The 12507-nt window shown below is 28.0% G+C and carries 12 protein-coding genes; 6 read left to right on the forward strand and 6 right to left on the reverse strand.

Features of this window, described 5'->3' with window-relative positions; genetic code table 11:
- Position 1: 1 nt before the first annotated feature.
- Positions 2-1597 carry a hypothetical protein gene (locus tag AABL85_RS14640; RefSeq protein WP_341310639.1) on the reverse strand — a complete coding sequence of 532 codons (1596 nt, stop codon included), beginning with the start codon at positions 1595-1597 and terminating at the stop codon, positions 2-4.
- Positions 1598-1775: 178 nt separating this feature from the next.
- Here AABL85_RS14640 and AABL85_RS14645 point away from each other — a divergent pair, with 178 nt between their 5' ends.
- Positions 1776-2174 (forward strand): XRE family transcriptional regulator, encoded by a 399-nt coding sequence (locus AABL85_RS14645; protein WP_258204366.1) that lies wholly within the window; start codon positions 1776-1778, stop codon positions 2172-2174.
- An 81-nt stretch (positions 2175-2255) separates the two neighbouring features.
- The gene (locus AABL85_RS14650; RefSeq protein WP_341310640.1) at positions 2256-2591 is read left to right on the forward strand and encodes a GNAT family N-acetyltransferase; all 336 of its coding nucleotides are present in this window, start codon (positions 2256-2258) and stop codon (positions 2589-2591) included.
- Between the two features lie 96 nt (positions 2592-2687).
- Here the strand turns inward: AABL85_RS14650 and AABL85_RS14655 are convergent, their stop codons facing one another.
- Complete coding sequence (locus AABL85_RS14655; RefSeq protein ID WP_341310641.1) at positions 2688-3218, reverse strand: hypothetical protein; 531 nt, start codon at positions 3216-3218, stop codon at positions 2688-2690.
- 330 nt (positions 3219-3548) lie between these two features.
- Here AABL85_RS14655 and AABL85_RS14660 point away from each other — a divergent pair, with 330 nt between their 5' ends.
- Positions 3549-4019 carry a JAB domain-containing protein gene (locus AABL85_RS14660; RefSeq protein ID WP_341310642.1) on the forward strand — a complete coding sequence of 157 codons (471 nt, stop codon included), beginning with the start codon at positions 3549-3551 and terminating at the stop codon, positions 4017-4019.
- Between the two features lie 48 nt (positions 4020-4067).
- Here the strand turns inward: AABL85_RS14660 and AABL85_RS14665 are convergent, their stop codons facing one another.
- From AABL85_RS14665 to AABL85_RS14680, 4 genes are all read right to left on the reverse strand, one after another.
- On the reverse strand, positions 4068-4910 hold the full coding sequence (locus AABL85_RS14665) for a DUF2726 domain-containing protein (RefSeq protein ID WP_341310643.1): 843 nt from the start codon (positions 4908-4910) through the stop codon (positions 4068-4070).
- Between the two features lie 48 nt (positions 4911-4958).
- Positions 4959-6089: a hypothetical protein gene (locus AABL85_RS14670; RefSeq protein WP_341310644.1), complete on the reverse strand. Its 1131-nt coding sequence runs from the start codon at positions 6087-6089 to the stop codon at positions 4959-4961.
- Positions 6090-6270: 181 nt separating this feature from the next.
- Positions 6271-6339: a hypothetical protein gene (locus AABL85_RS14675; RefSeq protein WP_341310649.1), complete on the reverse strand. Its 69-nt coding sequence runs from the start codon at positions 6337-6339 to the stop codon at positions 6271-6273.
- Positions 6340-6491: 152 nt separating this feature from the next.
- Positions 6492-6926: a DUF3408 domain-containing protein gene (locus AABL85_RS14680; RefSeq protein ID WP_341310645.1), complete on the reverse strand. Its 435-nt coding sequence runs from the start codon at positions 6924-6926 to the stop codon at positions 6492-6494.
- Between the two features lie 520 nt (positions 6927-7446).
- On the opposite strand from AABL85_RS14680, the gene AABL85_RS14685 reads away from it, so the two are divergent.
- The 3 genes from AABL85_RS14685 (at position 7447) to AABL85_RS14695 (ending at position 12475) form a co-directional block, all read left to right on the forward strand.
- Entirely contained in the window at positions 7447-9768 is a 2322-nt protein-coding gene (locus AABL85_RS14685) for an SIR2 family protein (RefSeq protein ID WP_341310646.1), read from the forward strand.
- A gap of 616 nt (positions 9769-10384) precedes the next feature.
- Positions 10385-11707 carry a site-specific integrase gene (locus tag AABL85_RS14690; protein WP_341310647.1) on the forward strand — a complete coding sequence of 441 codons (1323 nt, stop codon included), beginning with the start codon at positions 10385-10387 and terminating at the stop codon, positions 11705-11707.
- 201 nt (positions 11708-11908) lie between these two features.
- Positions 11909-12475, forward strand: coding sequence for a Crp/Fnr family transcriptional regulator (locus AABL85_RS14695; RefSeq protein WP_341310648.1), 567 nt, complete (start codon positions 11909-11911; stop codon positions 12473-12475).
- The last annotated feature ends 32 nt before the right edge of the window (positions 12476-12507 follow it).

Here is a 12507-nt window from a genome sequence, read left to right on the forward strand (position 1 = left end):
ACTATACCTCTCTTATACTTATAATCAATTTTAATTCTGATTGCAGTTGAGTAACTAGTTCTAACAGCACTTCTGCTTTTTCTGTATCGAAATTAATAAGTCGTTGATGTAATACTCTATAGTAATCTAATAAAGAAAAAAACTTGCTACCGAATTTATCAAATAAGTATTGATACTTAGTCAAGTTAGTATTCACATTTATACAAAGTAGCCATAAAGAGAAGCTAGATAAGTAATTAGGTAAGTACGATAAATGAGCTAATATATATGTTCTACAAAATGACATAAAATAAAGTGATAGTAGATAAGGAATACTTTGCTTACATTCTTGTCCCTTTTTTAGTTTTTGTAGATTCTTAAGTAGTTCTTTAGCAGTATTATTAGTAACAGAATTATAATAGTATAGATCAGTATATAAGGATGCGTGAGGGACTAACCAATGTAATGATGCATTGTATTTACTTGATGTATAAATCTTGTTTTCGTTTTTTATGATGTCAGCAAAGAAATCTTGTGAGCTGTATAATTCAGTTTGAATCCATATTTTAGTATGAGCTATAATAACAAAGTTCGTTTGCTTATTAAACTTATCTTGTAAACTTGATTCCAAATACTTAATCTGTTCGTTTGCAAACTTATCACCTATGACAAGAAGATAGTAAATAGTTTGGCTACCAAGAATTAACGTCTTGTACAGATAAATTTCTTCTATACGCTGATTTTGATTTAAGCATCTTTCAATGATGATATCATTAAAAGTATCTTGCTTATTTAGCTCCAAAGCCACCTCTGTAATCGTAGGAATGACTGTTGGGTGTTTGATTAAACATTTTAAAGACTTAAAACGTTCTTGAACAAAATTATGAAGAGTGTTTTCAACATTATTAAAAGCCTCAAAGCACTCATGGTAATAAACTTCTCTATCCTCTTCGATTGCTTCTTTTACTCTGTCTATTAAAGCTATAAGATAGTATTCCTCTTCATTTCTTTTAATAAATAAACCTTCAATCTCTGGGTTAAACTTGCTGATTTTTTTTATTCGTTGATGGAGATTATTGATTGAGCTGATATGTCCTACATATAGTTCTTCTAAATATTGTAAGTGTAATTCTAATATACGCTCGTAAACAAGAAACACACTTGAAATAGCGTCTAAAGATTTATACTTATTAAGCTCTGAACTTAATAGATCATAATCTTGGAAATATCTCTCTTTATAAATATTGTACTGATTTTTAAATTTTTTGAAACTTCTTGTAGCAAGTTTAGTAAAATCAATTCCTTCTTGCTGATAAATTAGATGCTCTTCTTGGTAGATAAGCTCTATTAATGGATAACCATGCTTAAATTTGTATTTCAAAGAGTCATAATCAAATAACAATACTATGATACCGTAGTTCTTAAATAGTTTTTTAATTCCTTTGCGATTGGCAATAATGTCAATATCACTTCTGTTATTTAGGTGTATAAGTAAATAGGAAGTCATCTCTATAGTATTACTACAATAGTACATCTCTAATACAGAAGGAAACTCTGTAATAATTTCTTTAAGCTGATTACTTAAAAAGTCGTTGATAGGTAAAATAGTTGTTTTCATAATTTTGAGTTTTTTTGATTTGATTAAAATTCAATAGAACTCATAGAATAAACTATTCAACTAAGAAGTATAATATTCTCATTATGGGATATTTTACAAGATAATTTTATAACTTTACCTTTCAATCTTTTTAAATCATTGGCTTTATCTTTGAGCCTTCTTAACTCAGCTATTAATTATGGAACATAAAATACATCAAGGAAGAAATGTAAAGCGTTTTAGAGAAATGCTTGGAATCAAACAAGAGGTTCTTGCTTTTGATTTAGGAGATGATTGGAATCAGAAAAAGATATCTGTTTTAGAACAGAAAGAGGTAATTGATAATTCACTATTACAACAGATTTCAAAGGTGCTTAAAATACCTGTTGAAGCAATTGAAAACTTTGATGAAGAAAAAGCAGTTAGTATTATATCTAATACTTTTCATGACAACGCTTCTTGTGTAGGGGTTATAGTAAATAATAATCCAATTGATAAGATTGTCCAACTTCACGAAGAAAAGATTGCTTTGTATGAGCGTATGCTTAAAGAGAAAGATGAGATGATGGCTCGTTTAGAGAAATTGATTCAAAAATAATATTCTCTTTTCTTAAAAATGGATAAAAACATTTCTTATACAATTAATGCTTCTTTGGACATAAATGCTTTAAATAGTTTTATGGGGAAAGTATGGAAAGACCATATGTGGATAGATTACAATCAAGTATTATCTAGAAGTCTAAGCTATATTACTGCACATTGGGGTAATGAAATCATAGGCTTTATAAATATAGCTTGGGATGGAAATAAACATGCCTTTCTCCTTGATACCTCTGTGGATCCCAATTTTCGCAATAAAGGTATTGGTAAAGAGTTAGTTGTTAAAGCTATATCTGCGTGTAAAGCTAATTCTATTGAATGGATTCATGTAGATTATGAAGAAAAATATGAAAACTTCTATAGACAATGTGGTTTTGTACAAAGAACTTCAGCTTCGTTATTACATTTAACCTAATGGGATAACAAGTAAAAAAAGAATCTTATCATTGAATATAATAGAAAAAGGTAGAATTACTATGGAGGGTATTCTACCTTTTTTCGTTTATAAATATTATTCATTCCTTTGATATAATAGCCAACATGCCTCTATTAGTCTATTTATACTAATAAAAGAGGTGTTAACCTCTATTGATGGTGGTTCTATAAAGTCTCCAAGTGCAAATTGTGTTATTTCGAATAAATCAATTTCTAACTGAATTACGGATTGTTTTGCAAATACATCCTCAAATACTAAGTAAGGGTTTAAATATTCCTCTTGGGATAGTGAACCTAAAAATGTCATTAATTTGGAAACTTCTGATTTGTTCATGGGATGTATCGAATAGTATTTTTTTGAGTTGCTTAGTATCTTATAACTACCGCGTATTATCGAACGCAGTAAAGAATAGATCAAGAGAACTATATGTGGGGTATTCTGTAGATAAATCTCACTTTTATGAGTGTGATTCATTAATTCTGATAGATACAGTTTTAACTCAGGAGGGTGCACTACATCAAATAAGCAGTACAACATATAATAAGGGTTCTTAATTGGTTCTCTATACCACATATGGGTTTCTAAGGAAAGTTTTACTTTTTTCATAATTCATGTCTTTTAAGGTTTGTTTTAAAAGTATCATGCTTTATATCAGTAAACTATTCGCTTGGAAAGGTAAATTATCTTCTATAAAAGCATTACTGATTTGAAAATATCAGATATATTAAGACATAGAAAATCAGAGCTAAGCGATAAATAATTATTGGGTTTTATTTTTATTAATAATTGCACAAATTTAGGTAATGCCTAGCGGTTCGCTAGCAAGAAATTCCCCCATAAATGCTTGACTAAAGTCTTCGCTTTATTGCGTTGCTTCTTGCGCTCGCTAAGCCATTACCAATTGTGGCTCCATAATTAATTTAAAAATTTAATATTATGGAAACTACAGTTTTAAACAAAGATTGGCTTATCGCTTCAGAAGTAGAATTAATTTACAAATCAAAAGTAAAGGCTTCACAGAGACCTCAGATTACATCTTCTTATAGTGCATATCAAGTTGCATTAAAGGCTTGGGATAGTAATAAGATTGAATTATTAGAACAGTTTAAAGTACTTATGCTTTCAAACAACAACAAAGTACTTGGAGTATTAGAAGCTTCCTCAGGAGGAATAACAGGTACAATAGTAGATTTAAGAATCATCTTTTCAGCTCTTTTGAAAGCGAATGCAGTGGGATTTTTGATAGTGCACAACCATCCGTCTGGGAAATTAGTTCCAAGTGATGCTGATAGACAAATTACAAGAAAGATTAAAGAAGCAAGTAAGATACTTGATATTACTCTTTTAGATCATTTAATTATAACCACAGAGAGTTACTACTCTTTTGCAGATGAAGGCATCTTATAAGGTGCCTTTGTTTTTTAAGCTGTAATACTGTATTCTATAAGACCTAACCTAAACAATGTTTTTTTCTTCTTTGATAACTTCTAGAAAACTTTTAAATTCTTCTATAGATTCATTACCCGTTCGTTTAGTTATACGAATGAGTGAACTACCAAATTCTGTAACAAGTTTATTTTTAATTTCGTCACGCTTTTTAGCTTCTTCATCAGAATGGTAAGTTTTACTATCTAGTTCAAAGAACAATATCGGAATAAAAGTTTTCTCATCAACAACAACACAATCAATAGAAGATTTAAGATAAAAATTATAATACATTGAATACTTTTCTCTTACAATAGTTTGATTAAAAAGAGTTGATAAAGAAACATTAGGTAAAATTAATTTGCCTAAAAATACATCTCGACATGCTATGAAAAAATCTTTTTCTTGAGGAGAATTAAAAATGGATTTTATTATAGATTCTTTATTATTAGAATATTTCTCAACTATTTCTAAATCTTTGTGTTTTTTAGCAATTTTTACTGATATTTCTGATTCAATCTGTAGCTTACTCTCATACTCTTCGATTATTAAAATTGATTGAGAATAATTAGGGAGTTTTTTAGCATAATTATAATCTTTAGTTTTATCAATCAAAAATTTTAAAATTTTTTCCTCATCTTCATTATTAAATTTAAAAGTATAATCGTCTGATACATGACAGTTATATAAAAATGCGGGATATGGTAGCTCTAATTCTGTATAATTAAGTAATTGATATGTGAAGTTTTGAAAGAATATTGTTTCAAAGATTTGATCTGAAATTAATAGATTAAAAAGTTTATTATCTTTTAGTATTTCAACAATTTTATCAAATTCATTTTGTTGTAGATAACTTAATACTGTTTCTCTCATAAATATTACATTATGTAATTAATATCTTTTATTCAAATAATACTAGACCTATTGAGCTTTATTTAATTCTGTTTGAATAAGTCCCAACGCAGAATAGTACTCAATTTTATTAAAATTATTGTTCTCCATGTGAGTTAATTCATCTAGTACCAATTGATTATTTAAACATTTATTTTTTAAGCATTCTGAATAATATCTAAACTCTCGTAAGTCTCGCATAGTAGACAACTTACCTAGTTCATAATGATAAGTTACTGGTCTATTTAGGGGATAATTTTCTGCTTCTATAATTTGTAGATTAATGATAGGACTTTCTAAGTCTTTACTTACTACCTGTTCTTCTGGTAAGCTAAATATGTCTTCAGTAATTTTAATTTTTTCAATTAATGCAATTTCTAAATCCTGATAAAATTTAATTATAATATTTTGGTATCTTAAGTGTTGGTCTTTTTTTGAATAAACTATCAATAATGATTCCTTATCATAGATATAATCGGAGTCAAATATAGATTCAAAGAAAACAGAAGTTATCTTTAAAAGTTCTTCGAAATTTTTCGTTTTACTTAGCTCTCTTAAGTTGCGTAGTTTTGTAATATATCCAGAGAAAATCTTCTTTAACTTATGGAGTATTTTATCTAAGTATTTTATTAAGAATTCTTTGTGCCTTGTAATTATATCAGAAATACTTAATTCAATAATTTCACATTTAAAATTATTGTCTGCATGATACTTTAAATAACTTATATTCTCGCTTCCACCCTCATATCCAAATAAACAAGAACTAATTAGTGTACCATTGTTGTTAATTCGTCTAATAGGATGTCCAACTAATTCATTTCTAATATCTCTATTTATACTATAATTTTGGTCTTGTTTTAAACTTCCTTTATTGATATTAAGTTTAAAGAATCTGAGAAGCTCTTCTATAAAGTCTTGTTGAACATAGATACTTTGTAAAAGGCTTATTTGTTTAGAAATACGATCATTATTTGAAGTATAGCTAAATGGGGTAAAAATTAGCTGATTAGTATCATGATAATAACCTAAAAGATGGCTTACATAACCAACTTCGTATTCGTTATCAATTTTTAATACATTCCGTAAATATTTGGACTCAAGAAGATAGTATCTCCAGATTTCTGCAATTTTGCTTATTTTTTTATTCACTAATTGATCCATATAAAAGAACTAAGATAATATCTAATCTAAATTACCTAATTATCTATTACTTACCAAAAGTAATAAACGCTATAGTGGAACTTCCTCTTTTTTAAAAATGTCAGATTTTAAGGAGTAATTAAAAATATAAGCTTATTTTTCTTCTTAAAAAGAATAGTTTTAGACGTTAGAATATATTGAATTAATGCTCTAATAGATTATATAAATAAGCATGAACAGAAGTTTTATTATTTCCTACTTCTTGAACTATGCGTGTTAACTTCTTATAGAATTCTGATTGAGTATAAGCCGTTTTTCCGTTTTTTGATTATGTAGATACTTTTTTTAAAAGTATCTACATAATTCTCTATACTCTTAGTAATCTGTACTAGAGTTGATTCTCCTAAGTGATTATTTTTTTCATTATAAAATAGGTTTGAATTTGTCATTAAAATATTGGGTAATCTCAGAGCTATACTGTTGTAGATGTTGCTTTAAGATATTGTCTAAATAAGAGTAAAGCGTTGTTTTTTCTTCTTTAGCCAGTTGGGTTATACGAAGTAATACTTCATGATACTCTGGTCGGATATAAACTACCTTTCCTGCTCTTGATGAAGGAAATTCATTAATTAGAAAAAGCTCTTGGTATTTAGTAGTAGCTATTTCTTTCTTTGGCTTCTTCTCTTTGACTTTTGTTACTTCTTCTTGGATTAGAGGTTTTTCTCTTTCTTCTACAATAGTCTTAGCTTGTTCTACAGACTTAACTTCTATATCACCACTCATGATATTCATTAAGTAGTCTTCATCGACTAACTCATTTTGACTGTCTTTTTTTGATGGTTGGTTTACTGTTCCCATATTGTACTTTTTTAAAGGTTTACATTTTACATTATGGATAGTTGTAAGCTTTAGCTTGTTGGAAACATTATACTAATACGTTTTTACACCAAGATTATCTTAAAACAGCTTTACAGCGCTATTTTAAAGACAATTACAAAACTTACTTTACTATCTTACAGCAAAGAAAGTATATATACAGCTTGAAAACTTTAAATGGAAATTTAAGGTTGCACTTGGCACTTTAGTGTCAAATAGTGAGTGATTTCTTAATATGAAATCACTTTAGATTTTACTTTGTAAAATTTTGGTATTTAGTAATCGAAAGATTACAGCAAGTTATGTTTTGAGGCACTCGAAATTACATTCGTACCATCAAAACTACTTGCTCTTGCAGAGGGCGGGAAAACCACTCCGAAGTCGCTATGTTTTTTGTTTAAATAATGGATAGACTCAAAATATTGAGTGATTTACGGATTTCCGCAATAAAATAGTCAAACTATTTTGTATTTTTATAAATCTTACTAAAACACCATTTCTAATGAAAAGATTTGATAATCAACATATTTTTGAAAACGAAATTACAAAAGGAACAAATTTATTTTTAGGTGCAGGCTTTTCTGTACTAGCTAAAAATAAAAAAACAGAATATTTACCCGTAGGTAATCAATTAACTAATGAAGTAAAAAAAGAATTTAATATAAAACTGGACTTAAACCTTTCTCAAATTTCAACAATTTTAGAAAAATCTAAAAGGGAGGAATTTTATACTTTTTTACGTGCTAAGTTTTCAGTAGATTCTTTTGATAAAAAATATCTAAATATTGAAAAATTAAATCCTAAAAATATATACACAACTAATATTGATGATTTAGTTTATAAAATTTATGAAAAAATTGAGGATAAGTATATTAATGATGTAACATATAATGGAGAAAATTATTCAGATAATTTAGCTGTAGATTTTTCTGCATTACACGGAAATGTAAAATATTTTGATAGAAAGTTGATTTTTGATGTTTCTTCTATTTCAAACGCTTATAGTTCTAATCCTAAAATTTGGAACCAACTTTCATTAGATTTTGAAAGAAAAATAACACTATTTTGGGGATATGGACTTCAAGATACTGGTGTTATTCAGGCCTTAACTTCGTCGAATACTAATCCTGAAAATCATAAAGATAAATGGATTATAATTAGAGATGAAGAGGACGATATTATTCATTATTTCGAAGCTTTAGGATTTAATATAATTGTTTCAGATACAGCTCAATTTCTAAATTACCTTGAAACACTTAATATTGTTACTACAAAAAAAATTACTAAAGTTAATGAAGAAATAAAATATCTATTTGGTAAAAACATTATTCCTATAAGTAATAAAAATTTACCTGTTAGGCCAATATTAGAATTTTTTAGTGGAAATCCACCAACATGGTATGATATTTTTTCAAATCAAATTTATAAAACTACTCATTTTAACAAAATTAAAAACCTTATCTATTCAGATAAGAATATTATTATACAAGGAGCACCTGTTTCTGGTAAAACAACATTAATGATGCAAATTGCAATTGAGATGGATTATGAGATAAAACTTATTTTCGATAATTTGCAATTAAATAAAGCTAAACTAATTGCTCATTCAACTCATGGTAAGAAAACCATTGTTTTTATTGATAATTTTTCTGATTCTCTAGATGCATTTAATTTTTTAACAGAGTTTAAAAACATTAAACTTGTAGGAATAGAAAGAACTCATAATTTTTCTGCCATTTCACATTTAATTAAAACAACTGATTTTGTCATTTACAATGTAACTGAATTATCAGATACTGATTTACAAGGAATATTTGATCATCTTCCTATTGGTACTAGACGCAATAAGTTAATTTCAGAAAAAAATAAAAACTATGAGAAAGATACTATTTTCGAATTTGTTAAACGAAATGTAAAACATAACACAATAAAAAAACGTTTTCTTGATGTTTTTGAAAATTTAAAGAAGCATGATTTTAAGTTAACCGAATTTCTTGTATTAATAGCATATACTCATAATTGTAGAATACCTTTGTCGTTTGATATGTTGTATAGTTATTTTAGTGATGAGATAAATGACTATAACGATATCTATGAATTAAGAAAACAATTAGAAGACTTAGTTAAAGATTATTCAGGAGATTTAAATTTAGAAGATGATCAAGATTACTATTACCCAAGATCATATTTTGTTGCAGAAACAATTATAGATGTCGTTTCTGCAGAAATTCTAAAAGAAGTTATGATTAAAACTTTAGATAATGTTCCAAATACAAGAATTCCTCATTACAATGTTTATCGAAAATATGCTTATGATAAAATATTAGTTTCTAAAGCATTTCCTATTTGGAAAGAAGGAATGGAATTTTATGAAAATGTTTATGATATGGATTTTAATAATCCATATGTTTTACAACAAGGAGCATTATATTTAGCCTATAAAAAGAAGTTCACAACAGCATTTGAATGGATTGATCGTGCAATAACTCAAACTAATAATAAATATTTTTCTATTAGAAACTCTCATGCTATAATTTTATTTGATGCTAATATTAATAGTTCAGAAGATAGTGTAGTAATTAGAACACAACTAGATAATAGTATGGATATTCTAGAGAAATGTTTTAATGATGATAAAAGAAAAGTTTTTCACGCTATTAGATATGCCGAACAAGCAAAAGAATATTATAAAAGATTTGGAGATGAAAAATCCTTAGAATATATTAAAAAAGCAATTGATTGGTTGAAGCTTGAATATAAGAGTAAAACATGGGATAAAGGTTTAATGAGTCTCATTCAAAGCTTAGAGGATTTAAAAAACTAATTCGTTAAGCATCTTTAGTGAATCTAATTTTTTTATAATGTACTATTATCTTTTTTAATTTGAGAGTAGCAACGTATCTCCTATAACATTAAATATTTAAAAATTTAATTTTTCAAATAACCCTTAAAAATATAGGGTATATTAAATAAAATTATGCGATACTTGTTTTTTTAGAAATACTAAAAATAGTAAAATTAAATTATTTATTTACCTTTACAGCAGAATCAAACGATTCCAATCATAGCATAAAACTTTCGTAATAAGGTGCTCACCTCAATCCAAAAAAGTGAACCGCCCTATTTATAAAGCATACGGCATAAAAGAGGCTAACCCTCTTTCTCCGCGAAATTATAAATGATAACTTTTTAAAAGTCATCAAAATAGCTTAAAACCTATGATTCTCAATGAATTATAGGTTTTTTCTTTTTTAACCGTATCGCATTTTTTTCAAAAATGCTCATAAGGAATCGCTTAATTCATGGCACAGAGAGAATGTTTTGTCCTGTGCCACAAAAAACAGCTAAATCCTAGTGATAGTAAGGGGTTAAAGAGATTTACATCTTGATTTTTGAGTGTTTTAATTCGACATTTATTACTAATTTTAAACAGTTGAATTATGCTAGAAAAACGCTTATCAATTAGTTTTTTCCTTAAGAAAGGAAGAGATGGAGGTGATTTAAGGATGGTTTACCTTAGAATCATTGTAGATGGAATCGCTAGAGAGACTTCCATTAACCACAAATGGGATATCAATAGATGGAATCAGAGATCAGGTCGTGCACTTGGTACAAAAGAAGAGGCTAGGACTCTTAATTTTCTATTGGATACAATCGTATCTAAGATTAATCATTACAAATTAGAACTTGTAAGTAATGGACAACCTATCACAGTATCTGTATTAATGGATTTTGTTCAAGGTAAAGGATCTGATAAGAGTAAAGTTTTGGTTGAGTTTCAAAAACACAATGATGAAATTTTGGAACTAGTACCTAAAGAGTATGCTCCTGGTACCTATGAGAGATATGTAACAGCAAGGTCTCATGTTGGAGAGTTTATTAAAAAGGTTTACAATAAAGACGATATTGAGTTCAGAGAACTTGATCATGAGTTTATCCTTGAATATGAACACTATTTAAAGACTGTTAGAGCGTGTTCTAACAATACGGCTATAAAATATATCTCAAACTTCAAGAAGATTGTTCTAAGAGCCGTTGCAAAAGGAATTATTCCTACTAATCCTTTCGCACAATACAAGCCTAAGAAGACTAAGCTCAATAAAAAACCTTTGAGTAAACAAGAGCTTTCTATTTTAGAGAAAAAAGAAATTGATAATGAAAGATTATCTATTGTAAGGGATGTGTTTGTATTTCAGTGTTACACAGGACTTGCCTATATTGATGTATTTAAACTTCAAAAAAGTGATATTACTAAAGATATTGAAGGTAATTTGTGGATAAGAACCAATAGACAAAAGACAGATGCTAATATCACCATTCCATTACTACCTAAAGCTATAGAGATAATGGATAAGTATAAAGATCATCCTGATTGTATTGGAAAAGATGTAGTGCTTCCTGTTCGATCTAATCAAAAGATGAATGCCTATTTAAAAGAAATTTCTTCTCTTTGTGAAATCAGTGAATTAAATACACACAAAGCAAGAAGAACTTTTGGTAGTACTGTAACTCTTGGTAATGGAGTTCCTATTCATGTGGTCAAAGAAATGTTAGGCCATCACTCTGTTAAGCAGACGGAGGAATATGCTTTAACAGAAGAAGAAGCTATCAAGAGTGAAATGCAGATATTAAAAGGTAAATTGGAAGGACAAGCTACTAAGAGAACGGCAGAGTATAAGAGTTTAGTTGAGAAACTAGAATCCTTAGATCTTAATCAAGAAAAACTAACTCAGTTAATAGATATTGTAACTAAGTTAGTTTAATAGTAATTATTCCCTCGTACAATCTAAGCTTTTATGCGATAATTCAACTGTACTACATATGTCAGGGTGATACGAGGGATTATTATTGATTATGTTTTTGAGACTAAGTAATGAAGATATATAGGTTTTAATTTTTTTTTTAATTTTGAATATTGAACTTGAGATATAGCTTAATAAAAGATTAATAACAAAAATAAGGTAATGAATGACATTGGAAGGGTTGATATATTTGAAAGTTATCTAGTTTCAATAGGAGGGCTAAAAGGTGACGAGATTAATCTATCCTCACATTTTTTTGAACCTGTTTTATTAAAAAAGGGTGATTTTTTTATTCGTGAGAACGAAGTATGTCGTTATATAGGTTTTGTTGCTATTGGTGCTGTTAAAGCGTATGGTAATGACAAAGAAGAAAGGGAAAATATAACTTGTTTTAAGTTTGAGAATGAATTTGTTACTTCATTTTCAGAATTTATATCTCAGGAAAATTCTACAAGAAATATTAAAGCTATAGAAGATTGTGTAATTTATAGAATAAGTTATTCAGACTATTTGTATCTACTTGATAAAGTACCAGCTTGGAACAAAATTATACAATCAGTTTTAGAACAGGAATATAATCAAAAGCAGAAGTACATGCTGAATTATAATAATAAGACGGCTTTAGAGAAGTATAGTTATATGTTGTTTAACGAACCAATGCTAATTAAGCGGGTAACAACTCAAGATTTAGCATCGTATTTAGGAATTGGATATTCCGGTCTAAACTGAACGGGTAATTCCGGTCTAAACTGAACAGGTGA

Source organism: Myroides odoratimimus (assembly GCF_038039805.1).
In the GTDB taxonomy this organism is placed as follows: Bacteria; Bacteroidota; Bacteroidia; order Flavobacteriales; family Flavobacteriaceae; genus Flavobacterium; species Flavobacterium odoratimimum_B.

Bases quoted from the DNA above. Each gene is read 5' to 3' on its own strand.
- AABL85_RS14670 (WP_341310644.1), bottom strand. From the start codon at position 6,089: ATGGATCAATTAGTGAATAAAAAAATAAGCAAAATTGCAGAAATCTGG.
- AABL85_RS14680 (WP_341310645.1), bottom strand. From the start codon at position 6,926: ATGGGAACAGTAAACCAACCATCAAAAAAAGACAGTCAAAATGAGTTA.
- AABL85_RS14655 (WP_341310641.1), bottom strand. From the start codon at position 3,218: ATGAAAAAAGTAAAACTTTCCTTAGAAACCCATATGTGGTATAGAGAA.
- AABL85_RS14685 (WP_341310646.1), top strand. From the start codon at position 7,447: ATGAAAAGATTTGATAATCAACATATTTTTGAAAACGAAATTACAAAA.
- AABL85_RS14660 (WP_341310642.1), top strand. From the start codon at position 3,549: ATGGAAACTACAGTTTTAAACAAAGATTGGCTTATCGCTTCAGAAGTA.
- AABL85_RS14640 (WP_341310639.1), bottom strand. From the start codon at position 1,597: ATGAAAACAACTATTTTACCTATCAACGACTTTTTAAGTAATCAGCTT.
- AABL85_RS14665 (WP_341310643.1), bottom strand. From the start codon at position 4,910: ATGAGAGAAACAGTATTAAGTTATCTACAACAAAATGAATTTGATAAA.
- AABL85_RS14650 (WP_341310640.1), top strand. From the start codon at position 2,256: ATGGGGAAAGTATGGAAAGACCATATGTGGATAGATTACAATCAAGTA.
- AABL85_RS14645 (WP_258204366.1), top strand. From the start codon at position 1,776: ATGGAACATAAAATACATCAAGGAAGAAATGTAAAGCGTTTTAGAGAA.
- AABL85_RS14690 (WP_341310647.1), top strand. From the start codon at position 10,385: ATGCTAGAAAAACGCTTATCAATTAGTTTTTTCCTTAAGAAAGGAAGA.
- AABL85_RS14695 (WP_341310648.1), top strand. From the start codon at position 11,909: ATGAATGACATTGGAAGGGTTGATATATTTGAAAGTTATCTAGTTTCA.